This window comes from Streptomyces sp. ISL-10 (genome assembly GCF_018614575.1).
Taxonomy (GTDB): Bacteria; Actinomycetota; Actinomycetes; order Streptomycetales; family Streptomycetaceae; genus Streptomyces.
This window is the reverse complement of sequence record NZ_JAGGOJ010000031.1, coordinates 1-25476: the sequence shown is the minus strand read 5'-3', so window position 1 is coordinate 25476 and position 25476 is coordinate 1. Positions and strand designations below refer to the sequence as shown.

Here is a 25476-nt window from a genome sequence, read left to right as displayed (position 1 = left end):
CGCCCAGCCGGCCCCACCCGTTCACGTGAGCTTGAAGAAGAGCGTGTCCTGGGTGTACCAGTCGACGTTCCTTGTCGCGCTCTCCCACTCGTCGTGCTCGAAGTCGAGCTTGTCGATGAGCTCTTGGACGTCGTACCGGAAGTCCGGGTCCATCTGTTCGATCACGGCGCGGTGTCTGCTGTGGCACTTGGACACGTAACTGGACTCGACTTCGACCGGAAGCCTCGTCGTAGGCCAAGTACACCAAATGACCACCGGTCCCAGAGCAGTGGGTGCCGTCGATGTCGGCCGTCCGCTCCTCGGTCAGGGCTGGCATAAATCGTGGTCATGAGTTGGTCTGTTCAGGCTTCGTCGCGGCGCCACGAGCGCAGCAGAACACCGCGCTCGTCCCACGTGTCCACCTCGCGGAGAGAGGCGAGGGCGCTGTCGAAGAACTTTCGGGACTTCAAGGCACCGTTGGTGTACCACTCCTTGACTTCGCCCACCGCATGGCCTTCCCGGACGAACCCCTCAGAACGCAGGGTTCCGTCCTGGTACCACTCACGGGACCATCCGTTCAGGACCCCGTCGGTGTACTCGTCCAGGCTGATCAGGTGCCCACCCTGATATTCGGCTACTTCTCCGGTAAAGGGATCTCCTCGATAGAGGATGCGCTGAGCGACGTCCATGTCGACGTCCGGACCATCGACGTCGATTCGCACTACAGCAGTCATCAGGGGATCCAGTGCTCGTCAATCAGCGGGAAGCCGGCGAACGCGCCGTGGCTGCTGGGCAGCCCTTGCAACATATGGTTGCAGCACGCTCGCATTTCGGCGAGAACGGCGGCGTCGGCCGGCAAGCCCTGCCGCGTACGCATCCAGAGCAGCTCGTTGGCGGCCTTCCGGTGGCCATGCTCTACGAACAGTCCCGCATCAGCCACGCCGGCCCGCCGCGCACGTTCGCGGTACTCGAGGAGCAGATGACGACGTACGTGGGTGTCTCTGAGGCCGAGGAGGAGTCCCCGGATCTCATGGCGGCGGTAGGAACGTAGACCCCGTCGCGATTGGGGACGCTGTGCGAAGTCAGCACCCTTTGGCCGGAACTGCGTTGCTGCTGCAACCGCCAGGCTGATACTCATGGAGATCCTGTTGTCGGCGGCCTGGGCGATACTGAGCCCAGCTGACAGGGGACCTATCTGCCAGGGAATGCACGGGGGTTGTTTTGACGGGGTGGGACATCGCGCCCGGAGGGGTGCAGTCGGTGGTCTCTCGGGTGCGAGAGGCTGCTGACGGTATGAACGCCGGGATCAAGCTCTACGGATCGTGTGTGCAGGGGGCCATGGAGTCGGCCGGCACGCTCTCCGTCGGTGGCGGAAGCACCGGGTCGGGCGGCTCAGGCGGGGGGCTGGTGGCGGTGGCGCTGGGTCAGTTCGCCGAAGGCACCGAGGCGGACGTGGCGTTCCTGCCTCTGCGCGCGAGCAATTCGGCGAACGGTGCCGTGGAGGCGACCAACGCCTACGTCGCCGGGAATCTGGAGCAGGCGTGGAACGCGCAGCGGCAGGCGATGCTCGCGCCTGATGTGACGGCGTTGCTGCAGGCGGCCCGTAGCAGGGCGGGCGAGAGGTGATCAGTCCGGAGAAGATACCTGTCTTCACCGGAGACCTGCCGGGGCTTGGACGGGAGATCATCGCGCTGCGGCAGGCGGCGAAGGCAATCCGGGACGGTGGCGGTGACGTCCATACACGTTTTCAGCACTTGGCCGCGTCATACCGGGCTCCGGAGGCGGGGCAGCTGTTCTCGACGACGCAGGCGGTGCAGGATGGCTCGGGCCGCTTCGCCGACCGGTTGGAGACGGTGGCCGGGGCACTGGAGACGTACGCGCTCGAGGTCGTCGAGATCGTCAAGCAGCTGGATCTGCTGCGCTTTCAGGCGACGAGGTTCGTCGCGTCGGTCGCCGACCAGGACGGCCCGCTGAACAACTGGCGCAAGGACCAGGCCAAGGTGGACGAACACCAGGCGATCTGGGACGGCGTGAACACGGCGGTGGCCGCCTTCCAGGCGGCCGAGGTCACCTGCGCCGACAAGATCACCGCGCTGGTGGACGGCGGCACCCGGTGGCAGATCAACGACGGCAGCCCCAAGCAACAGAATCCATACGGGTTCAGCGCCGAGCAACTGGCCAAGGCCGACTCCCTGCCCTGGGGCGAGCCCGAGCACCGCGAGATCTACCCCTTCGGAATCGACTACCACCTGGAACAAGCGGGGATCAGCATCGTCGACAACGCCGTCGGCTCGGTCACAGGACTGATCGACCTCTTCAGCCCGGGCGAGGACGGCGGCGCGGCCCGCGAAGGGTTGCTCCGGGTGATCATTGGCGCGGAGGGGTACCTCCTCGACCCGAACGGGGACCGCGACAACATCGCCCCGGCCCAGAAGAAGCTGATGGACGACAGCAAGCCGTACGCCAAGGAGTTCGCCAAGGCGTTCGTGGGCTGGGACGACTGGGACACCAATCCCGGCAAGGCCATGGGCACGGTCATCTTCAACGGCCTCACCCTGGGCGCCGGACCACTCGGCGCAGCCTCCAAGGCCGGCTCCGGCGCCGGCAAAGCCGGCACGGCCGCCCGCATCGCGGGAGCCGCGGCCAAGGTCGGCGAGATCCTCGACCCGATCGGCGCGGCCGCCAAGACAGCCGGCGCCGCCGCCCGCACCCTCCCCAGAGTCGCTGACCTCACCGCCGGCGTCCGCGCCGCCACCGACGCCGCAGCGGCCTCGGACGCCGCTTACAGCGTCATCGAATATCCGAACGGTGCCCAGCTCCGCATCGAGGACGGCCAGTTCATTCCCGGCAACAAGGGCGTCCCCGACACCATCCCGGCCCCCCGCGAACCGGCCGCCGCCGACCGGGTGGTCGGCGGCCAGCCCGACGACCGCCAGCTGGTCGGCGCCGGTGCCCGCACGGGAGAGAACACGGCCCGCGTCGGCGACGATCTGTCGCCCCAGGCACGGCACGACGCCGGAAGGGCGAGCAGTGAGGGCTCGGGATCGGTGCCGGGAGGGCCTGGCCCTTCCAGCGAATCCAGCAGGGGCCACGCGGCTGAGCATGAGGGCGCAGGCCGTCACGGCGGTGCCGACGGCTCCGGTGACGGTTCGGCAGGCGGTACAGGCCCCGTGCACGATCCGGTCGGCGGCAACGGCGGAGCGGACGGCGATCCCCCTGGGACACCCGACGGTCCCTCCTCTGATGGCGGAGGAAACGCCGGGCAGCCTTCAACGAGCCAGAAGGGTGTGTGGCCGGCCCGGAGCGACATCCCCGGGCCAGCGGCCGGAGAGGACCTCAAGCGTCCTCATCCTCGACACACGATCAGCGGGTCCGCCAAGGGAGAGATCAAGGAGAAGAACAGCGTCATTCTCCCTGGATACTTCGACAAGATCGACAAAGACATTGCGGATATTGCGGCGGGGCGAGCAAGGCTCACCGACGATAATAACCGGTATGAAATCAATGGCCGGACCTACGGAGTGGAGCCGGGCGGCCGGGTCTACCCCGATTCGGGGCCAGGTATCGTCAACCTGGACAGAAACGAATATGCCGCCTTGCAGCAGCTGGCGAGGGCCAAGGGTGACATCGATGCCGCTCCTCAGTTGACGAGGAACCCCAGGTTCGTCAACAATCCGCAATCCGTCCAGAAGGCGCTGGACATCTACAACGGGACTTACCAATGACCTACAACTTCTTCACTGTCGATCGGCTGCAGCCGTCCCGAATGCACGACGCCCTGGCGTCATGCCTTCGCGTGGAGCCGAGTGCGGTCGACGTTGCTGACGTAGACGGCGATCAGGACGCCCGCAACTGGGATGCGGTTGTCCTGTGTGACTACTCGTACGTTCCTGGTGATGTCTCGCTGGTTCTGGACATCTTCGCCCAGGAGACCGTGCCCGATCGGCCGGGCGAAGCAGACCTCGCCAGGGATTTCGCCGCAGCGACACAGACTGTCGTCCTGTATCCGGCCTCCGAACAGATCCCCAGCGCATACTGGTTGGTGACTCCGGCTGGTTTGGTGACCCGCGCTCGCCTCATGGCATCGGATGACGAGCGCCCTGCATACTCCATCGAAGCCGTCGAAGATGCCATTCCTCAGCTTCCCCATGTTCGCGTCATGCAGTTGCCGGAGATCGTTCGCGAGCGGCACGTTGCTACGCCGACCACCACGGATTTCTCTCTCGCTATGGACGCCCTCCGGCAGGCGCAGGACGGTCCTGCCGATCCAGCACTCATCGATGAACCAGGAACCCCTTTGTACCACTCCCGGATTTACCTTGCGGAATGGGAGAGAATGGTGCGGGTCATGGAGTCGGGCTGGCGGCCGACCGGACGCTATCCGACCGATTTGTACTGCGAAGCCCTGCGTGCGCGGGACCGTCTCGCGCAACTGCCGGCGAAGCTCTCCAAGCCTGCGGCCGACTTCCTGCACAAGGCAGTCGATCAACTCGACGAGGAGTTCAGGAAGCACACTGACCTGGATGATGTCTGGGTGATCGAGGCAGGAATCTCAGGTACTTTCGCCAATATGGAGGAATACGGTTGGTGGTGGCGCCGCAAGCCTCTCATTCTGCCGTGGGGCAGGAAGTGAGCTCGACCCGAAGGATGTGACGCTCAGTCGTTGGACGCTCTGCAAGAGCTCCCGGGCCGTTACCGACCCTCGGGCACCGCCTCCCCCACCAGAAAGCAGTACATGACCTACGACGTCATCGCCCTCACCCCGGGCATGCCGGATGCCCGCAGCATGCTTGCCGGGCTCTACGCCGGCGGGCCCGAGCTGCGGATGGACAGCAGCGCGGGCGGGGCCGTCGTCCACCTGCGCACCTCAGGCGGCGCGCACGTGGCGACGGTCGAGGTACCTGTCCTCGTCCAGGTGCCGGGCGAGGTGCGCCGGTTGCTCGGTGCGGAAGCCAGGGCCGAGGAGCCGGTGTGGTGGACGGAAGTGCGGGCCGCCTCGGACGTGTCGGAGGCCCGGCGGCTCGCCGGGTCGACCGCTGGGCGGCTGACCACACTGCTCGGCGGCAGCACCTGGCCGGCCGACTCCGCGCACACCGACGTCGTCGCCATCCCACCAGCCGAGCACGACAGCCCCGGCACGGGTGACGAGATCCTCGGCGTGGACGCACTCACCCGCCACGCCGCCGTGGTCCTCCAGGACCGGCCCGTCGTCGCCGCGACCACGTGGCTCACCGACCTGCTGCAGACCAGCATCCCCACGGGACGCGAGCTGCAGATCGTCACCCCGCCCGGCACCCGGCTGACCTTCCCCGTCCGCACCCTGCTGACCAACGTCCCAGCCCGCTGGGTCGTCCAAGACCCCGGGTGCGGGTACTACGACGGTCTCACCGGCGCCGTACTCCACTGGTACGAGGACCGCTTCGCCCCAGTGCCCGCAACAGGCGGTAACACCCTGATCGCCGACGCCTTCCACGCCCACCCCAGCACCCCAGGCGAACGGCAACTCCACCTCTCCATCCGCACCACCCACCCCGCCACCAACGGCCTCCTCCTCGGCGGCGCCCTGGAAGCTGCCTGGCAGACGCTCACCGGCACCCTGCCCGCCGGCTGGGCGACCTCCGAACCCGTCAACCTCCCGTGGTCACCCAGACAGCTCACCGAACTGGCCCGCGCTCGCGCTCAGAAGGCCGCTCCCACCTGGCTCGTCGCAGTCGGTTCCCCTGACAGCCCCGCGATCGCCACCTGCCGCGTCGCGCGCAGCCCCGCCGGAGTCGAGGAACACATCACCCTCGTGACCGGCCACACCTCGGTCCATCCCCCGCCCCTCGACGCGCTTCCCGAGCTGGCCGAGGCCCTCGCCACCCGGCACAACCTGACCTCGATGCTCGTACACCTGCGCCCCGCCCGCGCCGACGTGACCACTCCGCCCCACCACGAGCCTCCCCCCGTACCGGCCTCCTTCACCCTCGGCCCCGAGGCCGTCCACACCGTCGGCCGCACCCACGCCGAATCCGTCCCGCTACCGCGCCCGACACGCCTCGGCCCCGCAGCCCGTCCCGCGCTGCACTACGCCCTCGGCGACGGCACCGACCCCACCGCCTGGCACCACCTCCACCACCTCAACAAACACCTGCAGAGCCGCCAGCGCGTTTCCGGTTGAGTCATCTCGCCGCCCGCAACCCAGCAACGCCGTCGGCGTTAGGCTCCGGCGCCCTTACGAGAACCACGGTCCGGGAGCACGGAATGCGGCGCTGGCGGAAGCTGATCACCGACACATGGGGTGCGCTGGCCTACAAGCCGGCCTTCCAACAAGCCGCCGATGGTCGCCCAACAGGACTCCCCGGTCCGTCGGCCTCGTCATGGGTCCCGGTGGCGGACCGGCGCCGCCTCGCCGCGTACACAGGGCCGGCCGCGTACGACACCAAGCAGGCGGCCGCTCTGCTCGGGGAGGATGGCGAGCACAGGCGCGAGTACGGCGACGCCTCAGTGTCCCTGCCCGGGCCACCGTGCCACGGCGTCGTCGACCGCTTCGGCACCGTCCATCTCATTGGCTACGGCCGCGCCAATCCTTCCGCGAAGAGCTGCTTCGACCTCGGGGGGCCTCGTAGTAGGCCGCAGCACGCCGGAGGTCGTGTGGACGTCGCCGGCAGCGGCGGGGATCTTCGTGCTCGCGCCGGACAGCGCCTTCACCTGCAGGTCCAGCGCGGTGAAGTTGCGGTGAAATGCGGGATCTCGTACGGGTCGACCGGGCTCACTGCCGACTCCCCCCGGTGTCCCGCATCAGCAGGTCCAGACGTACCTGACGTACCGCGTCCTGGCTTCCAGAGCCGCCGCCAGGTCGCCCTCGACGTACTCGCCGGTGGCCTTTGCCGCGCCCAGGACAGCCGCTGGACACGCTCGGCCATCCCCTTCAGAGCCGGCGACCGCTTCTGCGCGTACTCGGAGAGCGCGACCGGGCCCATGGCCTTCTGGTGTGCCATCAGCGGAGACGGCCGTGGCCCTGGCGCCAACGGACCCACCCGAGGTGCGGTTTGATGTCCCACGCCGTCATGGATGCCCCCTGTCGCCGCTCGAACGGCCACAGCTCCGCACGCCACGGCCACCCCCGCCGGATCGTTCTCCGGCGGGGGTGGCCGTGTACGAGGTGTCTCAGCCGATGCCGTCGACCGCTGCCTTCGCCCGCGCCAGCGTCTGCTGCGCGGTGGCGTCGTTCTTCTCCAGCGTCGTCTTCAGCAGCCGGATGATGTTCCGCACCTCCTCCGAGGTGCTGTACCAGCGCAGTTCCTTGCCGTGGTACTCGTCGGCCACGCCGTCCGCCGCGAAGTCCTTCATCGCGTTCTTCACCTGGGTGTCACGCGCCGCCATGACCAGCTCCAGACGTGCGATCACCGCCTGGATGTTGCCCTGCGCCTCGCTCGACGCACCCGTGTCGTACGACCGACGGTCGCTGCCGGCACCCGCCATCACAATCACTCCCCGTAAGTTTCGGACACTGCTGCCACGCTGGCAGGTCAGCTACGACCCGAGAACCGCGCCGCGTCGAAGTTCGCCGCCGACATCTGCGTCTTCGCGTTCTCGTCCTGCTCCTGATCACCGGAGCCGAACGCCGCGTCCATCCCGGACTGGCCGCCCAGGATCGCCGCCAGCGAGGCGTTCAGATCTGCCGTGATCTCGTCCGCGCGGGACTTGAACAGGTCGAACGCCGCCTTGCCCGACCCGTTGAACCTGCCCTCCAGCGGAGCTGCCGCCTGGATCAGCTGACGGATCAACAGCCCCAGGTCACGGCTGGAGCCATGCGACTGCGATGTCAGGCTGGAAAGGGTCTGTGCGCCCATGTCGAACTTCATCGAACTCCCCCGTTCGTTCAGATGGTCGTACGAAGCTCATGCCTACCAACTCGCGCGCCACAGAAGCAATCAACATTCGCGACACTCCGAGTCGGAGTTGACAATGTCACACCAGACCGATCAATACCGGTCGGGGAAACGGGATTTGGCGTGATGACGTTTTCCATGCGCCCCCTTGAGGTGGCTCACCAGTCGCTCGAAGTCGCCCCACCCAGACAGGCCGGCGAGCACGCTCGAAGGGTCGGGCATACGGTCGGTGAGGGCGATGACGTCCTTGGTCATGGGGTCGTCCTGCTCCTGGGTCTTGGGATGGTCGCGCGGCCGGTCCCGGCACGGTCGGTTCGGCCACGGTCGGGTCGGGCATCGTGCGGTCGGGCATCGTCCGGTCGGTGTGCCGTGAGCGCCTGGCGAAAGCGGCAGATCACCGTGGCGTGTACACGGTCTGGATCAGGCGGTTCGACTGTCCCCGTCGGATGAAAAGCCCGCGTCCCGGCGGCTGCTGGGACGCGTACACCCCGGGGAACAACTGCCCCTCGCTGCGGTCGCCCGCCATCAGGACCGCCGACGCCCCTGATTCGCGCAGGCCCTGCACCAGCGGCTCGTACATCCCGCGCGACGCGCCCGCGACACGGCGCGTCAGAACGAAGTGCAGGCCGATGTCGACCGCGGAGGGGATGTACGGCAGGAACGGACCGAGCGGCGACTGGCCGGCCGTGGTCAGCACGTCGTAGTCGTCGACGAGGACGACGATCCGAGGGCCGCTGCCCCAGCTGCCCGGCTCCAGATCCTCCAGACGGGCGTTCTCGTCAGGCAGCCGCTTCTCCAGTTCGGTGGCGATTCCCGCGGAAAGCCCGGCGCAGAGCTTGGCGTTGTAGGCGTAGCCGCCGTTGAACTCCTCGGGGACCGCGCCGCGCAAACTGCGCCGCGGGTCCATGACGGCGAAGACCAGTTCGTCCTCGCCATAGCGGTCCATGAGGCCGTCGGCGATCGTCCTCAGCAAATTCGTCTTGCCGCACTCGCTGTCGCCCATGATCAGCAGGTGCTGGTCATGGGCGAACAGGTCGAGCAGCACCGGCGCCAGCGCCGTCTGGTCCAGGCCGATCGGCACCTTCCGTGGCTCGGCGGCCGGGCCGGGCAGGAGGTGCGGCTCCAGGACGTGCGGCAGGACCCGTACGGGCTGGGCGACCTCGCCGCTCCAGGTGGCACGGATCGTCCGCGCGGTGTGTTCCAGGACCGCGCCGAGCTCCGAGACGTCCGGGAGCGAGTCGGTACGGGGCAGCGCGACCTGCGCGAACAGCTTGCCGTCGGTGAGCGCCCGGCCGGGCTCGTCCGGCGAGAGCGTCTCGGCGAGCTTGCGGTCGATGCTGGACTCGCTCGGGTCGTTGAGGCGCAGTTCGACGCGGGTACCGAAATTCGACTGGGTGGCGATGCGGACGTCGTTCCAGCGGAGCATGCCGGCGACGACATGGACGCCGTAGCCGCCGCCCCGCTTGAGGATGTCCACGACGGCGTCGTCCAGTTCCTCGAAGTCGTCCCGCAGCGCGCCGAAACCGTCGATGACGAGCACGATCTCGGCCGAGGCCAGCTCGGGCAGCCGGCCCGCAGCATGCAGGATGCGCAGCTGCTCGACGGAGTCGATCCCGTGTTCACGGAAGACGTCCTCGCGCAGCGCGAGCATGTTCCGCACCTCTTCGACGGTGCGTGCCGCGCGTTCACGGTCCGCGCGGCCCGCCACGCCCCCGACGTGGGGGAGTCCGGCGAGGGCCTGGAGCCCGCCGCCGACCAGGTCGAGGCCGTAGACGCCGACCTCCTGCGGCGTGTGGGTCAGGGCAAGGGAGAGAACGAGGGTGCGCAGGAGGGTTGTCTTGCCGGACTGCGGGCCGCCGATGACGGCGGCGTGGCCGCCTGCCACGGTGAGGTCGAGGTACCACTGGCCCTGCCACTGCTTGGTCGGGTCGTCGAGCAGTCCGATCGGCACCATCAGCTGTCCGCGACGCTTCGACAGCTGCGTCCCCCGCCCGCCGACCTCCAGCGGGCCCGCCACATCGTCCAGCGCGACGGCAGCGGGCAGTGGGGGCAGCCAGATCCGGCGCACCGGGTCGGCGGCGCTCTCCAACTGCGCGACCACGACGCCCAGCTCGGTCGGGCCGGTCTCCCGACGCCGCACCGTCTGCTCCTGCGGGGCCGAGTCGTCGGGTGAGCCCAGCGTGTTGTACGCCTCGTACTCCAGCGCGAGGGGGCCGGTCTCGTCCTCCTCGACGCGCCGCACGGGGCCGCGGTAGGCGCCGGAGACGTAACTCGCCTTGAAGCGCTCGTAGTGGCTCGTGTCGACCTTGAGGTAACCGAAGCCCGGCAGCGGCGGCAGGTGGAAGGCGTCCACGGTGTCCAGGACCGTGCGGGACTCGTCGGCGGAGAACGTACGCAGGCCGAGCCGGTAGGAGAGATAGGTGTCCAGACCCTTGAGCCTGCCGCCCTCGATGCGCTGGCTGGACAGCAGCAGGTGCACGCCGATGGAGCGGCCGATGCGGCCGATGGACAGGAACAGGTCGATGAAGTCCGGCTTGGCGGTGAGGAGTTCGCCGAACTCGTCGATCACGACGAAGAGGTGCGGCAGCGGCTCCAGGTCGGGGCGCTTCGCGGCGCGCAGGGCGGCGTAGTGGCCGATGTCGGCGACGTTGCCTGCGTCCTTGAGGACCTGCTGGCGGCGCTTGACCTCGCCCGCGAGCGAGGCGTGGACACGCTCGACGAGCCCCGCCTGGTTCTCCAGATTGGTGATGACACCCGCCACATGGGGCAGGTCCGCGAACGGCGCGAAGGTCGCACCGCCCTTGTAGTCGACCAGGACGAGTGCGAGGTCCTCCGGCGGATGCGTGGCCACCAGAGCGAGGACCAGGGTGCGCAGCAGCTCCGACTTTCCGGAACCGGTGGCGCCGACGCACAGGCCGTGCGGGCCCATCCCGAGCTCGGAAGACTCCTTCAGATCCAGGAGCACCGGTTCACGGGAGTCGCTGATGCCGATGGGCACGCGCAGGAAGGCACGCTCACCGCGCGGCGCCCACAGCTGCGACAGATCAAGTCCCGCCACGTCCTCGATACCGAGCAGATCGGCGAAATCGACCGGCCCGGCGAGCGGGGCGTCGGTGAGGGACTCCGCCGAGAGCCGCAGCGGCGCCAGCATCCGGGCCAGGCCCTCCGCGAACGCGATGCCCACCTCGTCCACCGTGCCGTGAGCGCTGATCGTCTCCTCTTCGCGCAGGTCCTCCGTGACCACCTGGTCGCCGTCGACGGTGATCCGTACGCCGACGTGGCCCGGCTCCTGGATCCTCTCCTGGAGCAGGTGCAGGACGGTGACGCCCATCTCGCGCAGGCCGACCGCGTCATCGGGGCGCGGCAGGTCGACGGCGTCCTCGCCGTGCCCGTCACTGACGACGAGCAGTCTGGACGTCATGGTCAGGGCGTCCTTGCCGGACAGGCCGCGCCGCACTTCGGCGGCGTAGGAGGCGCGACGGCGCAGTTCGGGACCGATCTGCCGGGCGAGCTGGGAAACGGACGGGGCGATACGCCGCGCAGCGACCGGTCCGTCGAACTGATCGGTGTCGAGCAGATGCGGCATCCACTTCGCCCACTCCCAGTCGCGCCGCCGGTCACCGGGTACGGCGATCGCGATGCCCACGTCGTCGGGCGCGTGCAGGGCGGCGGCCTGGACGATCAGGGCACGTGCCACGCGCAGGCAGTCCTCGCGGGGGCCGACGACGCTGATGTTGCCGACGCGGTCGAGGGGGACGGTGAGCGGAAGTTCGGTGCCGGTACGGAAGCGTGAGGTGAGCGCCGACGCCTCGTTGAGCATGAAGCGGTCGGGCGGAGTGAGAACGGACGAGCCCTGCTCCGCGACCTTGAGATCACGTACGGTCATCTCGCCGGCGCCGAGCCGCACCCGCAGGAAGTCGCCGTCCACGCGGCGGCGCTCCCAGAGGCGGGCGGGGTCGCGGACGACGTCGTACAGGGCGAGCGGCGGCGGATCGAGGACGCCGGCCCGCTCACGGCGCTCGCGCTCCTCGGCGGAAAGCTCCTCGCGCAGCTCCTCCAGATAGGCCAGGTATGCCTCGCGCTGAGTGCGGCGGGTGCGCTGCGCCTTGCCGCGCTGCGAGAAGACCAGCACGACCGAGCCGACGATGGTGACGACGAGGATGATCGCACCGAGCGCGGCGAACTGGCTGTTGCGTACGACCGTCATCATCACGACGGACGACATGACACCGGCGACGGGCAACAGCGACATCGCGATGTTGCCCGCCTTCCCCTCGGGGAGGTTCGGCGGGGCCTCGATGGTGCGGGGGGCGGAGGCGGCCGCGGGTCGTGTGGTCCGGGCCGGGCGGTGTATCAGTCGGGTGCTCATCGTCGTCGTCCGTCGTCGTTCACGGTCGGGCTCGGCATGGGAACCATCGGGCTCGGCATGGGATCAGTGACGTTTCTGCGAGAGCTGGAACACGTCGGCCGCGATACGGGCGGCGGCCTGCCGGGTCGAACGGGCCAGCAGGCCGGTGTGTATGGCACCGCCTGCCGCCAGGTGCCGGTCGTAGGGCAGGACATGCACGCCCGCTCCCGTCGCTTCGAGCCGCGCGACCGCCTTGCCCAGGTCGAGCCCGGTGTGCGGCACCAGTTCGGTCAGCACGACGACGGTGCCCTCGATCATGTGCCGGGGCAGCCCTTGCATCCACTGGAGCACCTCATGCGTGCTGGCCATGCCCTCCAGGGTGGCGGGTGCGGTCAGGACGCGGGCCTGGGCGGCGGAGAGCGCGACGCGGGCGACTTCGGCGGGCAGCGTCTCGCAGTCGACGACCGTCACACCGAAATAGCGGCGCAGCGCCACCATGACCCGCTCGTACGCCCGAGTGTCGAGCATCGCGCCGATCTGACCCTGACTGCCGGGCAGCAGCCAGGCGTTGCCCGGAAGCTGGACGAGATAGCCGGTGACGTCGAGCAGGGACATCTGCGGCTCGACGATGTCTGCCACGTCGCCGATTGTCCAGCGCAGTGCCTCCGCACCGAGCCGCAGCGGCAGTGAGCCGAGCGCCGGGTCGGCCTCGACCAGGAGGACGGGGTCCTGCCGGTAGTGGGAGTACGTGATGCCGAGCAGCGCGGCGACGGTCGACTTGCCCGCGCCGCCGCGTATGGAGGTGACCGCTATCTGGCGACCGGTCGTCACCGGTTGCTGGAGAACCTCCGCGGTGCGGGTGGTCTCGGCGACCTCACGCGCGGCCGACGAGACGACGATGCGGCCCACGGCGCGGGCGGCGCGGGCGGCGAAGGACTCGCCGCGGCGGGGTCCGCGACGTGCCGCGGCGACGTCCGCGCTGACGACGGGCCGTGAGTCGGGGCTGTGCCGCGGCCGGGCGGCGGGGCCGGCGGCCCGGGGAGATGTGGGACTGGGATGGGGCTGCACCTGAGGGTGGTTGCCCGGGCTGCCTTGCGTGGGGGCCGGGTGCGGATGCGCCTGCGGTGCCTGATTCCCCGCCACCGGGCCCGGGGTCGGGACGTGATGGGGCTGCGACTGAGGTTGCGGCCCCGGCTGCGGCTGATGGGCGGGCTGTGTCTGCGATCCGGCGCCGCCCGCCGGGCGGGGCGTGGAACTACCCTGCGACGAGGCTGTATCCGGACTCCGCTCACCCCCTGTGAGGTCACGCAGCAGATCCCGCTGCCAGTTGTCTCCGTTCGGCATGCCTGCCGTCCCCTCCGCCCTGCTGCCCCGCCCCCGGAGCGCCCTCGCGTTGACTCAGAACTTGTTGAGCAGCTGTCCGTACGCGCCGAACACCCCCACGGCGAGCGGGAAGAGCCCCACCACCCCGATCGACTCGACCAGATCGGCCGTCCGCCGCAGCCGGACCCGGACATGTTCGGGAGGCTGCACCGCCAGGACGAGCAACGGCACCACGGCGGCCGCGCACAACACGGCGAGCGGACCGGCACCCGCGGTGTGCTGCATCCACAGCACCACGAGGCGTACCACGAGTGCCGCGGCAGCGGCGAAGAGGGCCACCACCTCAGCGACCAGTGGGAAGGCCCTCGCGCGGGACAGCAGCACCACGGCGACGAGCGAGGGCAGCACCACCGTCCATACGGTCGGTTTCTCGGCCAGCGTGAGCAGCCACCCTGCGGCGGCGGCCGACACCGCTGCGACCATCGTCGCGAGGGCGAGCCCGCGGTGTGTGGCGGCGAGCGCGTTGTCCACCTGGTGGCGGCTGACGGAAATGCCACCCGAGCGGCGGTCGTCGAGGGCGGTGAGTCCCGATGCCATCAGGGCGATCCGCGGCAGCACGCCGAGCAGCACCACGGAGAAGAGGGCCATGACCGCGCCCAGCCGGGCCGGCTCGTCCTGGACGGCGGCAACGGCTTCCCACACGACCGTGACGACACCGGTGGCCATGGCTCCGATGAGCCCTCCACGACCGAGCGGCGAGAAATAACCGAGGAGCAGCAGCGTCAGAACCAGCGACGTCGCGACGACGGCAAGCCGTGCGGTGCCGGGCCAGCCGTAGGCGTCGGCTGCGGTCCACGCGGCGAGCACGCCGAGCCCGCCGGAGGTCAACAGGAGAGCGGTCGCCAGACCGCGGTTGCCCCGTCCGATCCTGGCGACGATCGCTCCAGCAGTCGCGAGGACGAGCATGACGGCCCCGAGCGCGCCCGCCAGGGAGCCGAGCGCGATCTCACGGCGGGCGAGCAGCGCGGCGATCACCGCGAACGCGACGGTGGCCACCCCCGCGGCCGCACGGCGGGCCCCCGGCCGCCAGCGCCAGGTCTGCAGGTCGAGGTCGTCAGCGACCAGGTCGATGACGTCGTGCACCACCGGGGCAGGCGGGGCGGAGTGAATCCTGACCAAGTGAAGGACGGCGCCGTCGGATATCCCGGCCGAGGCCAGCGTGCTCTCGTGCGACAGCGCCGAGCCGTCGGCGGTGAGCAACTGCCGTGTCATAGGACGCGACGCGGCCCGGTCGTCCAGCAACTGGAGGATGTCCGGGAGCAGTTGACCGATGGGAGTGTCGGAGGGCAGGACGATGTCCGCGCGGCGTCGCTCGCCGACCAGCGTCACCCTGCTCAGTTGCGCCCGGGAAGTCGTTGCTGTACTCACCACTTGCGGGAACCTATCACCGCGCCGCAGCGAACTCCTGGGCGTTTTGCGCCGATCTGTATCGTCACCGAATCCCCCGATCCTCTTCCGGTAATCTCTCCGCCACTGCGAACTCGTCGCGCATGACCGGCGTCGTCGTCAGCTCTTTCCGGCACCCGTCGACTTCTCCGGCTCCGGGGACTGCGCCGGCTGCTGGTACCGCTGATCCTGGCGCTTCTGCTCGGCCTTCTGCTTCTCCAACGTGTGCTGGAGGAAGGACCATCCAACGCATCCGGCGCACAGCACTGCCGCTATCGCGATACCCGCGAACAACTTCCCGAGTCTTTCGTCCGCGGTGCGGCGTGTCCGCTGCGCTCCGAAGAGCAGCGCATCCCGCATGCGGCGCCGGCGTACCGCCACCGACTCCAGAAGTTGACTGTCGTAATCCCGTGACATCCGTCGCTCCGTCGCCTCAGTCGCCCATCGCAGGGCCGTCCGTCGCGCTCCTGCCCGTCGAAGCGTCACGGCCGGCGACGGTCTGCGGCTGCCGTCCCCCAGGCATGCGGAACCCCCCTCGCATTGCCTCTGCAACATAGAGCATGGCCACGACAGCGGCCCACTCCGGGGCCACGCTGAACGGTCCGGCCCCGCCACGCTCCCGACTCAGGAGTTGTACGTCCCCTGCGCCCGCTCCAGGCCGTCGATCACCAGGCACTCCGCTGCGTCCGCCGCGCGGTCCACGAAGTAGCCGAGCTCCTTGCGCTCCGCCGACGAGAAGTCCTTCAGCACGAAGTCCGCGACCTGCATCCGGCCCGGCGGGCGGCCGATGCCGAACCGCACCCGGTGGTAGTCCGGGCCCATCGCCTTCGTCATCGACTTCAGTCCGTTGTGGCCGTTGTCACCGCCGCCCAACTTCAGCCGCAGCGTGCCGAAGTCGATGTCCAGCTCGTCGTGCACGGCGACGATGTTCGCCGTGGGCACCTTGTAGAAGTCCCGCAGCGCCGTCACCGGACCGCCGGACAGATTCATGTACGACATGGGCTTCGCCAGGATCACCCGGCGATTCGAAGGGCCCGGAGCGCCGATGCGGCCCTCCAGCACCTGCGCCTGCGCCTTCTGCGCACGCTTGAACGATCCGCCGATCCGCTCGGCCAGCAGGTCGGCGACCATGAAGCCCACATTGTGGCGGTTGGCGGCGTAACCGGGCCCCGGATTGCCGAGGCCCACGATCAGCCAGGGTGCGTTCACGTCGGACATCTGCGCTGCGTCTCCTCGTTGGCGGAAGGCGGGAAGGGCGGAAGGCGGGAAAAAGGAGGCCGGGAAAAGAAACGGGGCGGCCGGCCGAAGCCCGCCACCCCGTGTCCAAGCTCAAGCAGAGCTTACGGCTCAGGCCTCGGCGGCCTCTTCGCCCTCGCCCTCGGCGCCCTCGGCGGCCGGCTCCTCGGCCTGCGCGGCCAGGATCTGCAGGACGACAGCGTCCTCCTCGACGGCCAGGGTGGTGCCCTTCGGCAGGGTGATGTCCTTGGCGAGCACGGAGTCACCGGCCGACAGGCCCTCGATGGAGACCGAGACGGACTCGGGGATGTGGGTGGCCTCGGCCTCGACCGGCAGAGCGTTGAGCACGTGCTCCAGCAGGAAGGCGCCCGGGGCCAGCTCGCCCTCGGTGTGGACCGGGATCTCGACGTTGACCTTCTCGCCGCGCTTCACCAGCAGCAGGTCGACGTGCTCCAGGAAGCCCTTCAGCGGGTCGCGCTGCACGGCCTTCGGGATGGCGAGCTCGTTCTTGCCGTCGATGTCGAGGGCAAGAAGGACGTTCGGGGTACGCAGGGCGAGCAGCAGCTCGTGGCCCGGCAGGATGATGTGGACCGGGTCGGTGCCGTGACCGTACAGAACACCCGGGACCTTGTTGTCACGGCGGACACGGCGGGCGGCGCCCTTGCCGAACTCGGAACGGAGCTCAGCGGCGATCTTGACCTCGGACATGTGCACTCCTCGTCAGCAGATACAGAAAACTGGTGGCCGTCACCCGGCCACGACAGGCCTGCTACGAAGAGCGCGTCGATAACGGACCGCCGCACCACCGGTGCGGCCTCCCTCGCCGAGCAACTTCGACAGTCTACGCGGCAGCGGCTGGGCGCCCAAATGGATCACGGCGGACACAGGCGAACGACGCACAGGAAAAGGGGACGGCAGGAAAGGGGCTGGACACAGGAAAAGGGCCGCCCCGCACACGCGGGACGGCCCTTCTCACCGGTACGTCGGTACGTCCTACGCCTGCTCCTCGAACAGGCTCGTCACCGAACCGTCCTCGAAGACCTCACGCACGGCACGTGCGATCGTCGGCGCCATCGACAGCACCTTGATCTTGTCCAGCTCCAGCTCACCCGGCGTCGGCAGCGTGTTCGTCAGCACGAACTCGCTCACCTTGGAGTTCTTCAGCCGGTCGGCGGCGGGGCCGGACAGGATGCCGTGCGTCGCCGTCACGATCACGTCCTCGGCGCCGTTCGCGAACAGCGCGTCCGCCGCGGCACAGATCGTGCCCGCTGTGTCGATCATGTCGTCGACCAGCACACAGACCCGGCCCTCGACCTCGCCCACGACCTCGTGGACCGTCACCTGGTTGGCGACGTCTTTGTCACGGCGCTTGTGCACGATCGCCAGCGGCGCATCCAGACGGTCGCACCAGCGGTCCGCGACCCGCACGCGGCCCGCGTCCGGGGAGACGATCGTCAGCTTGTTGCGGTCCACCTTCGCGCCGACGTAGTCCGCGAGGACCGGCAGCGCCGACAGGTGGTCCACCGGGCCGTCGAAGAAGCCCTGGATCTGGTCCGTGTGCAGGTCCACGGTGAGGATGCGGTCGGCGCCCGCGGTCTTCAGCAGGTCCGCGATCAGGCGGGCCGAGATCGGCTCACGGCCGCGGTGCTTCTTGTCCTGGCGTGCGTAGCCGTACGACGGGATGATCACGGTGATGCTCCGGGCCGAGGCCCGCTTCAGCGCATCGATCATGATCAGCTGCTCCATGATCCACTTGTTGATCGGAGCCGTGTGGCTCTGCATCAGGAAGCAGTCGGCGCCGCGGGCGGACTCCTGGAAGCGGACGTAGATCTCGCCGTTGGCGAAGTCGAAAGCCTTCGTAGGGACGAGGCCGACACCGAGCTGGTGTGCAACCTCCTCGGCCAGCTCGGGGTGGGCGCGGCCGGAGAAGAGCATCAGCTTCTTCTCGCCGGTCGTCTTGATCCCGGTCACAGCACTGTCTCCTCAGACGTGTTCTCTGGCCGCGAAGAACCTGGGCGCGAGCCAGCCGAATTTGTGTGCACGTATCACGGTACGCCGAGTTCGACGCACCCGTTTCCGGTCAGTTGTCCTCGGCGACGCCTTCCGTTGCCGCGGCGGCGGCCTGCGCGGCAGCGCTGCCCGGACGCTTACGAGCCACCCAGCCCTCGATATTCCGCTGCTGGCCGCGGGCGACAGCCAGCGAACCCGGCGGCACATCCTTCGTGATCACCGAACCCGCGGCCGTGTACGCACCGTCCCCGACCGTGACAGGAGCCACAAACATGTTGTCCGAGCCCGTGCGGCAGTGTGACCCGATCGTCGTGTGGTGCTTCTTCTCGCCGTCGTAGTTCACAAAGACGCTCGCCGCGCCGATGTTCGAGTGATCGCCGATCGTGGCATCACCCACGTACGACAGATGCGGCACCTTCGTGCCCTCACCGATCGTCGCGTTCTTCGTCTCGACGTACGTGCCGATCTTGCCCTTGGCACCCAGCCTCGTCCCGGGACGCAGATACGCGAACGGGCCCACCGACGCGCCCTCGCCGACCTCGGCCGTGTCCGCCACCGTGTTGTCCACCCGGGCGCCGGCGCCCACCACGGTGTCTGTCAGCCGCGAGTTGGGGCCCACCTCGGCGGCCTCCGCGAGATGCGTGGCACCGAGCAGCTGCGTACCCGGATGCACGACGACGTCCTGGCCGAAGGTCACCGTCACATCCAGCAGCACCGACGCCGGGTCCACGACCGTGACACCAGCCAGCATCGCCCGCTCCAACAGCCGCTCGTTGAGCAGCCGGCGCGCCTCGGCGAGCTGCACGCGGTTGTTGATCCCGAGGATCTCCCGGTGGTCCGCGGCGACCGACGCCCCGACCCGGTGCCCGGCCTCCCGCAGGATCCCGAGCACGTCGGTGAGGTACTCCTCGCCCTGGCTGTTGTCCGTACGCACCTTCTTCAGCGCGTCGGTCAGCAGGACCCCGTCGAACGCGAACACGCCGGAGTTGATCTCACTGATCGCCCGCTGCGCCTCGGTCGCGTCCTTGTGCTCGACGATCGCCGTCACGGCGCCGGTCGCGGCATCGCGCACGATGCGCCCGTAGCCGGTGGAGTCCGGCACCTCCGCGGACAGTACGGTCACCGCGTTGCCGTCGGCGGCGTGCGTGGCGGCCAGTGCGGTCAGCGTGTCCCCGGACAGGAGCGGAGTGTCGCCGCAGACGACGATCACGGTCCCGCTCAGCTCCCCGCCCAGCTCCTCAAGGCCCATGCGCACCGCGTGGCCGGTGCCGTTCTGCTCGGCCTGGAACGCGGTGCGGGTGCCGGCGTAGTGCTCCCCGAGATGCGCCTCGACCTGCTCGCGCGCGTGGCCGACGACCACGACGAGCTGCTCGGGCTCCAGTTCACGCGCCGCGCAGACGACGTGACCGACGAGCGAACGCCCGGCGATTTCGTGCAGGACCTTGGGGGTCTTCGACTTCATGCGGGTGCCCTCACCCGCTGCAAGAACGACGACGGCTGCCGGGCGATTGGCGCTCACGGGTATGCCCTTCGGCTTCGGGTGGTGGACATCCGAAGGATACCGGGGGGTTTCAGGCAGGAAACGAGCGCGGGTCCTGACCGAGAAGGTCAGGACCCGAACGCAAGGGCTCCCCCGCCAGGACTCGAACCCGGACATAAGGCACCAAAAGCCTCAGTGCTGCCAATTACACCACAGGGGACTACAGGCACCTAAATCGGACATCCGATTACGGTGCCTCTTGGGCACCCAACACTATGCCGTACCAGGTGCCCTCCATGCGACGGCACGGATGGGGACTTTTGGTGACGTAGGCGACGAGGTAACCGCGATAGGCGTCGAGGCCCGCGCGATAGGCGGACGAGGCAACCGCGATAGGCGTCGGCCGTGTTCGCGCGTGGTCCTGGGGCTGTGCCGCTCGGGGGGCGCGTTGCGGAAGGTGGACGCGTCGGCGCCTGCCGTCTCGGCCCGGAAGCGCTCGGCGCCTGACACGTCGGCCGTGCCGTGGATGGCCACGCGGAATGATCGCCGTCCGGAATGCGGGCGTCCGGCTCGAAACTCTGGGCGATTCACCAGTTCGAGCGTTCTCGCTGTATCCCGGAGTAGAGCGCGCGCGGTCGCGCCCCGCACTCACGAGAAAATGACTCGCGCCCGCCCGTAGGCTGGGACGCATGACCGCAACGGGGGCAGAGCAGGACGCCGCGGGTTCGACCGCCCGGGCGTGGCTGTGGTGGGGGCGGCGGCGCAGTGCCGTCCTCGACGTGGGGTTGGCGGGCGTTTCCGCCGTGGAATGCGCGCTGCAGGGGGTCGCCTTCGCGGAGCAGGCCGCGCTGCCGGTGCCTTTCGGGGTGCTGTTCGGGCTGGCTGTCGGATCGGTGCTGGTGGTCCGGCGACGGTGGCCCATCGCCGTGGTGCTGGTCTCGGTGGCGACGACGCCCGCCGAGATGGGTTACCTGATGGCCGTGGTCGGCCTCTACACGCTCGCGGCCTCCGAGGTGCCGCGGCGGATCACGGCCACGCTGGCGGGGATGTCGCTGGCGGCGACGTTCATCGTGACGTTCGTGCGGGTGCGCCAGGACTTGCGGAGCGAGGACTTCGGCGCCTGGTACGTGCCGCTCATGGCCGGGTTCATGTCGCTGGGGCTGACGGCTCCGCCGGTGCTCTTCGGCCTGTACATAGGGGCGCGGCGACGGTTGATGGAGAGCTTGCGCGAGCGGGCGGACAGCCTGGAGCAGGAGCTGTCGCTGCTTGCGGACCGGGCGGAGCAGCGGGCGCAGTGGGCGCGGCAGGAGGAGCGGACGCGGATCGCGCGTGAGATGCATGACGTGGTCGCCCACCGGGTGAGCCTGATGGTGGTGCACGCGGCGGCGTTGCAGGCGGTGGCGCTGAAGGATCCGCAGAAGGCGGTGAGGAACGCCGCGCTGGTCGGGGACATGGGCCGGCAGGCGCTCACCGAGCTGCGGGAGATGCTCGGGGTGCTGCGGGCCGGCGAGGGGGAGCCGCGGCCGGCGGACAAGCCCGTGCCGCTGGCGGCGGTCGGAGCCGCGGCCGCGGCTGCGGCGGCTGCCGCGGCGGGGGACGGGCCGTCTCTGGCGGACATCGAGGTGCTGGTGGGCCAGTCACGGCAGGCGGGCGTGGTGGTGGAGTTGGCCGTGCAGGGGGAGAGCCGGGACTACGCGCCGGAGGTCGAACAGACGGCGTACCGGGTGGTGCAGGAAGCGCTGACCAACGTCCACAAGCATGCGGCCGGCGCGAAGGTGATGGTGCGGCTCGCGCATCGCGAGGCGGAGGTCGCGATGCAGGTGGAGAACGGTGCTCCGGGCGCGGCGGGCGCGGCGTCCGCGGCGGGTCTGCCGAGCGGGGGGAACGGACTGGTGGGGATGCGGGAGCGGGTGACGGCGCTGGGCGGGGTGTTCGTGTCCGGTCCGACGGATCTGGGCGGCTTCCGTGTTTCGGCGGTGCTGCCGGACCGGCCGCAGGCAGGCGCTCCGAGGCGGCCCGAGGCGGCGGGAGCGGCGGCGCCGCGAGTCACTCCATCGTGAGGCGGGCGGGCTGCGTGCCGGTGACCAGTGTGGTCAGCGCCTGACCGATGTCCGAGCCGAGGTACCAGTCGCCGGTGTGGTCGATGCTGTAGACGCGGCCCTCGGCATCCATCGCGAGGACGGCCTGGTGGTCGCCCTCCCTGCCGAGCGGGGAGATCTCGGTGTCGAGTGCGCGGCCGAGATCGGAGAGCGTGCGGGCGAGGTGGAGGCCCGAGAGCGGGTCGAAGTGCAGGGCTGCGGGTGCGTGCTGGCGCCCGGGCCCGGGCGCGGTGACGGTGAGCCCGCCGAATTCGGCCCATGCCTCGACCACGGCGGGGAAGACGCAGTGCCGGTGTCCGCCTGGGGAGACGTGCGCGCGGAGGCTGTCGGCCCAGTGCTCTGCCTGCTTGATGTCCCACCGGCCGGGCTGCCAGCCGGCTTCGCGCAGCGCGGCGTCGACGGCGACGGGAAAACGGGTCGTGCTCAGGTGGTCGGGCATCGCTGTGGGTGTCAGCCGTTCTCGGGTGCGGTCGGGTCGACGGGTCGTACGCCGAAGTGGTCCAGCATGGCGGTGCACGAACGGCAGGGCGGCGCGTAGGTGCCGTGGAGAGGGTCGCCGTCCTCGCGGATGCGGCGGGCGGTGAGCTTGGACTGCTTGAGGGCGCGCCTGGCCTCGCTGTGGGTGAGGGGTTTGCGCTGGGCGCGCTTGGAGCGCTGGCTCTCGGCGGAGCTCAGGTGCCGGGAGAGCAGTATGGCTTCGGGGCACCGGCCGGTGAAGCGTTCACGCTGTCCGCTGGTGAGGGTGTCGAGGAAGTCCTGTACGAGCGGGTGGAGGGCGGGCGGCTGGTCCCCTTTGCCGGCGGTGCAGGTCAGGGTTTCGCCGCGTACGGAGAGCGCGGCCGCGACAGCGGGCAGGATGCCGTCGCGGCGGTGGCGGAGGCCGGGCGGGCGCGCGGTGTCATCGCTGCTCCAGCTGAGGCGTGGATCACCGTCGGTGCGTGGTCGCGCTGTGTGCATGGTGCTTCGGTCCCTCCCGTGCACTCCCCCCAGTGGCGAGGGGAACAGCCTGCCAAATGGGGCGGGTGGTGGGGAAGCTGGGTCGCTTAAACGTGTCGCCGGTGGGCTCTGGGTCACTCGAAAGTGACTGTTTGTCACGGAAGCGGAGCGCCAGCCGCCTCTCTTGCCGTACCGCATAGGCTGTGCTGAACCAGTCAGACGCCACAGGGGGCAAATCGCCATGACGACAGGTCGGCAGGGCCTGGGGGCAGCAATGGGCCCCGGGGCCGGCGCGCGTACCGCGCCACCGAATGCGGCCTACGCCGGGCAGGTCGTGCACTTCCCGGACCCGGTCCGGGCCGCGCGTCATCCGCGCGGGGTGCGCGTCGACGACAACGGATTCCCGGACTTCTCGCCGTACGCGCGCGCGGCCGCGGAGATCGCCGAACCGCCGGAGGGCTTCGGCGTGGACGAGTTGCGGCTCACCGACTTCGTGTCGGCGAACGCGGCTCTGCACGCGGACGGCCATGCGCTGTGGGACACGGTGCCCGCGGTGGCGACGCCGCACGGCTGGACCTGGCACCACGTGCCGGGGACCAGGCGGCTGGAACTGGTGCCGGTCGAGGTGAAGGCGCTGCTGCGGCATCACGGCGGGCTGGCGACGGCTCCGGTGGACCAGGGCAAGCGGGGCACGCGCCCGTTGCAGGAGACGCGGCCCGCGCATTTCGGCCTGCCGAAGGGTGCGGTCTCGGTGACCGAGCAGCAGGTGCAGGGGGTGGAGGAGGACCTGGGCTATCGGCTGCCGGGGCCGTACCGCTCCTTCCTGAAAGCGGCGGGCGGTTGCGCGCCGGTCGGTGCGGCGCTGGACGCCGAGCTGGGGCTGCTGGTGGACCAGCCGTTCTTCACGGTGCGCGAAGAGGCCGGCGCCAATGACCTGGTGTACGTCAACAAGTGCCTGCGGGACCATCTGACGAAGGATTACCTGGGGGTCGCCTTCGTCCAGGGCGGGATTCTCGCCGTGAAGGTGAGGGGCTCGGCCACCGGGTCGATGTGGTTCTGCGCGTACGACGACGCCCGGGACCAGGACGGCTGGACCGTGCAGGAGCGGGCGGAGCGCCTGCTGATGCCGTGCGGCGAGGACTTCGACGCGTTCCTGCGGCGGCTCGCCGGCAATCCGCCGGAGCTGGAGACCGTGGCGAATCTGATGGTGGACGGCGGCTTCGCGCGGGCCGTTCCGGTTCCGGGCGAGGGGTGACGGTCCGATGGTGACGTTTGCGCAGGCGCAGGAGCGCGCCGAGGCGTGGGTGAACGGCGATGTGCCCGCGTACCAGCACCGCGAGGTGCGGGTGCGCGAGTTCGAGCTGGGCTTTGTGGTGTGGGCCGAGGACCGCGACGGGGGCGTGCGTTCGGACGGCGGGGACCAGCGACTGGTGATCGCCCGGGACAGCGGTGAGGCGACGCTGTGGCCCGGACTGCCGGTGGGCGAGGTGATCCGCCGGTACGAGGAGGAGTACGGGGCCCAGCTGGCCGCGGCGGCTCCGTCAGCGGCGGAGCCTCCGCAGCGTATCGATCTGAACCAGACGTCGTTCCTGCTGAGTCCGCCGGAGTGGCTGCAGGAGGCGGCGGACAAGCTGGGCATCCCGGACCGTCGGGCGGCGACGTCCGGCGCGGGCACCGGCGCCGGGGCGGATGCCGCTGCCGGGGGCGACGCTTCGTCGGCCGCTTCGTCCGCCGCTGCGGATGCGGACGCAGGTGCGCTGTCCGCCGCGGGCGGGCCGGACGTCTCCGGTTCGATCGGTGGCAACGCCTCGCAGGCGACGGCGAATTCGCATGCCGCCGGCTCGGTCGCGTGGCCGGACTCCGGTGCAGCGCCGGACGCGGACGCCTCACGCACCGGCGCCCCGGCGTGGCCGAGCGCGGGCGGTGACCACGAGCCGACGGCGTCGGACGGTGTGCCGGCCTCCCCTGGGGGTGGCACGGGCTGGACCGACACGAGTGCGGACGGCGGCGACGATGTGTCCGTGCCGCTGCCCGCGACGGTGTTCGCTCCGCCGGTGTCGGTGGACGACGACGCCACTCCGCCGCCCGTGGGCGCCGACGCGCCGACGGCGCTGATGTCGGGCGGCAGCCGGCTGCCGCGTACGGCGATCGCCCCGGCACTCGATCCCCAGAACGGGACGGGTGCGCAGCCGCCCGCCGCCTCCCCGTCCTCCCCGTCCTCTCCTTCCTCCCCTGCTTCTCCGCCCGCCCCCGCGTCCCCGGCGACGCCGCCCGCCGGGCCGCACGGTCCGAGTGCGGCCGACATCGCGGACGCGGCGACGAGTAAGGCGGTCCTGCCGCCGCGCGGTGCGCGTGGCGGGGCGGCCGGGGGTGCGACGCCTCCGCCGCCGCCCGGTGCTCCGGGCACGCCGGGCGCACGGCCCGGTGCCACGCCGCCGCCGACGGGTCCAGGGGCTCCCGGCGCGCCCGCGGGCGGCTATCTGCCGACGCAACTCGTCCCGCAGCTCGGCCCGGACGGGCCGCAGCCGCCCGCACCGCCCGGTTCGACGCCGCCGCCTCCCGGTCCGCCCGCGCCTCCTGGTGCGACGCCGCCTCCGGGTGGTGGGGTGCATCATGCGGCGACGATGCTGGCTGATCCGAGTCAGATGGGTCCGGGTGCTCCGCAGCCTCCGGGGCCGCCCGGTGCGCCGCGTCCGCCGGGTCCGCCCGCGCCTCCTGGTGCGACGCCGCCTCCGGGTGGTGGGG

22 protein-coding genes, 1 tRNA gene and 1 pseudogene are annotated in these 25476 nt (G+C 70.1%); 7 read left to right on the top strand and 17 right to left on the bottom strand.

Translation table 11 applies throughout. The features are described 5' to 3' along the window. Window positions 1-21: 21 nt before the first annotated feature. From J7E88_RS28965 to J7E88_RS28955, 3 genes are all read right to left on the bottom strand, one after another. Window positions 22-165: a hypothetical protein gene (locus J7E88_RS28965; protein WP_215186370.1), complete on the bottom strand. Its 144-nt coding sequence runs from the start codon at window positions 163-165 to the stop codon at window positions 22-24. 176 nt (window positions 166-341) lie between these two features. Beyond that, window positions 342-713, bottom strand: coding sequence for a toxin-antitoxin system YwqK family antitoxin (locus J7E88_RS28960; RefSeq protein WP_215186283.1), 372 nt, complete (start codon window positions 711-713; stop codon window positions 342-344). Further along, complete coding sequence (locus tag J7E88_RS28955; protein WP_215186281.1) at window positions 713-1117, bottom strand: hypothetical protein; 405 nt, start codon at window positions 1115-1117, stop codon at window positions 713-715. The genes J7E88_RS28960 and J7E88_RS28955 overlap by 1 nt, the downstream gene beginning before the upstream one ends. Window positions 1118-1200: 83 nt before the next feature. Here J7E88_RS28955 and J7E88_RS28950 point away from each other — a divergent pair, with 83 nt between their 5' ends. The 4 genes from J7E88_RS28950 (at window position 1201) to J7E88_RS28935 (ending at window position 6139) form a co-directional block, all read left to right on the top strand. Beyond that, window positions 1201-1605: a DUF6507 family protein gene (locus J7E88_RS28950; protein ID WP_251023374.1), complete on the top strand. Its 405-nt coding sequence runs from the start codon at window positions 1201-1203 to the stop codon at window positions 1603-1605. 128 nt (window positions 1606-1733) lie between these two features. Beyond that, window positions 1734-3704, top strand: a complete 1971-nt coding sequence (locus J7E88_RS28945; protein WP_215186279.1) for a hypothetical protein — start codon at window positions 1734-1736, stop codon at window positions 3702-3704. Further along, window positions 3701-4612: a hypothetical protein gene (locus J7E88_RS28940; protein WP_215186277.1), complete on the top strand. Its 912-nt coding sequence runs from the start codon at window positions 3701-3703 to the stop codon at window positions 4610-4612. The genes J7E88_RS28945 and J7E88_RS28940 overlap by 4 nt, the downstream gene beginning before the upstream one ends. A gap of 102 nt (window positions 4613-4714) precedes the next feature. Beyond that, a complete protein-coding gene (locus J7E88_RS28935) occupies window positions 4715-6139 on the top strand; it encodes a DUF6177 family protein (protein ID WP_215186274.1) in 1425 nt (474 codons plus the stop codon). 989 nt (window positions 6140-7128) lie between these two features. Here the strand turns inward: J7E88_RS28935 and J7E88_RS28930 are convergent. From J7E88_RS28930 to J7E88_RS28875, 12 genes are all read right to left on the bottom strand, one after another. Beyond that, a complete protein-coding gene (locus tag J7E88_RS28930) occupies window positions 7129-7443 on the bottom strand; it encodes a pore-forming ESAT-6 family protein (protein WP_215186272.1) in 315 nt (104 codons plus the stop codon). Between the two features lie 47 nt (window positions 7444-7490). Further along, window positions 7491-7826 (bottom strand): hypothetical protein, encoded by a 336-nt coding sequence (locus J7E88_RS28925; RefSeq protein WP_215186269.1) that lies wholly within the window; start codon window positions 7824-7826, stop codon window positions 7491-7493. Window positions 7827-7946: 120 nt separating this feature from the next. After that, window positions 7947-8108 carry a hypothetical protein gene (locus tag J7E88_RS28920; RefSeq protein WP_215186267.1) on the bottom strand — a complete coding sequence of 54 codons (162 nt, stop codon included), beginning with the start codon at window positions 8106-8108 and terminating at the stop codon, window positions 7947-7949. A 139-nt stretch (window positions 8109-8247) separates the two neighbouring features. Further along, complete coding sequence (eccCa, locus tag J7E88_RS28915) at window positions 8248-12222, bottom strand: type VII secretion protein EccCa (protein WP_215186265.1); 3975 nt, start codon at window positions 12220-12222, stop codon at window positions 8248-8250. Window positions 12223-12285: 63 nt separating this feature from the next. Next, window positions 12286-13545: a MinD/ParA family protein gene (locus tag J7E88_RS28910; protein ID WP_215186263.1), complete on the bottom strand. Its 1260-nt coding sequence runs from the start codon at window positions 13543-13545 to the stop codon at window positions 12286-12288. 54 nt (window positions 13546-13599) lie between these two features. Then, window positions 13600-14955, bottom strand: a complete 1356-nt coding sequence (gene eccD, locus J7E88_RS28905) for a type VII secretion integral membrane protein EccD (RefSeq protein WP_215186261.1) — start codon at window positions 14953-14955, stop codon at window positions 13600-13602. Window positions 14956-15090: 135 nt separating this feature from the next. Then, window positions 15091-15387 (bottom strand): hypothetical protein, encoded by a 297-nt coding sequence (locus J7E88_RS28900; protein WP_215186259.1) that lies wholly within the window; start codon window positions 15385-15387, stop codon window positions 15091-15093. A 207-nt stretch (window positions 15388-15594) separates the two neighbouring features. Then, window positions 15595-16188 (bottom strand): aminoacyl-tRNA hydrolase, encoded by a 594-nt coding sequence (pth, locus tag J7E88_RS28895; protein ID WP_215186257.1) that lies wholly within the window; start codon window positions 16186-16188, stop codon window positions 15595-15597. Between the two features lie 129 nt (window positions 16189-16317). Beyond that, window positions 16318-16914 carry a 50S ribosomal protein L25/general stress protein Ctc gene (locus tag J7E88_RS28890; protein ID WP_215186255.1) on the bottom strand — a complete coding sequence of 199 codons (597 nt, stop codon included), beginning with the start codon at window positions 16912-16914 and terminating at the stop codon, window positions 16318-16320. A 285-nt stretch (window positions 16915-17199) separates the two neighbouring features. Continuing rightward, window positions 17200-18177 (bottom strand): ribose-phosphate diphosphokinase, encoded by a 978-nt coding sequence (locus tag J7E88_RS28885; RefSeq protein WP_215186253.1) that lies wholly within the window; start codon window positions 18175-18177, stop codon window positions 17200-17202. A gap of 109 nt (window positions 18178-18286) precedes the next feature. Then, the gene (glmU, locus tag J7E88_RS28880; protein ID WP_215186251.1) at window positions 18287-19735 is read right to left on the bottom strand and encodes a bifunctional UDP-N-acetylglucosamine diphosphorylase/glucosamine-1-phosphate N-acetyltransferase GlmU; all 1449 of its coding nucleotides are present in this window, start codon (window positions 19733-19735) and stop codon (window positions 18287-18289) included. 109 nt (window positions 19736-19844) lie between these two features. Further along, window positions 19845-19916: transfer RNA gene (locus J7E88_RS28875), tRNA-Gln, on the bottom strand. Between the two features lie 469 nt (window positions 19917-20385). Here J7E88_RS28875 and J7E88_RS28870 point away from each other — a divergent pair. After that, on the top strand, window positions 20386-21756 hold the full coding sequence (locus J7E88_RS28870; RefSeq protein ID WP_215186249.1) for a sensor histidine kinase: 1371 nt from the start codon (window positions 20386-20388) through the stop codon (window positions 21754-21756). Here the strand turns inward: J7E88_RS28870 and J7E88_RS28865 are convergent. Together J7E88_RS28865 and J7E88_RS28860 are read right to left on the bottom strand one after the other, a co-directional pair. Beyond that, window positions 21743-22234, bottom strand: a complete 492-nt coding sequence (locus J7E88_RS28865; RefSeq protein ID WP_215186247.1) for an SUKH-3 domain-containing protein — start codon at window positions 22232-22234, stop codon at window positions 21743-21745. The genes J7E88_RS28870 and J7E88_RS28865 overlap by 14 nt on opposite strands. Window positions 22235-22245: 11 nt before the next feature. Continuing rightward, entirely contained in the window at window positions 22246-22752 is a 507-nt protein-coding gene (locus tag J7E88_RS28860; RefSeq protein WP_215186244.1) for a YwqJ-related putative deaminase, read from the bottom strand. Between the two features lie 220 nt (window positions 22753-22972). Between J7E88_RS28860 and J7E88_RS28855 the strand changes: the two genes are divergently transcribed. Both J7E88_RS28855 and J7E88_RS28850 read left to right on the top strand, forming a co-directional pair. Then, window positions 22973-23986, top strand: a complete 1014-nt coding sequence (locus J7E88_RS28855) for an SMI1/KNR4 family protein (protein ID WP_215186242.1) — start codon at window positions 22973-22975, stop codon at window positions 23984-23986. A gap of 7 nt (window positions 23987-23993) precedes the next feature. Continuing rightward, window positions 23994-25476: pseudogene (locus J7E88_RS28850) on the top strand (hypothetical protein); the annotation flags it as partial.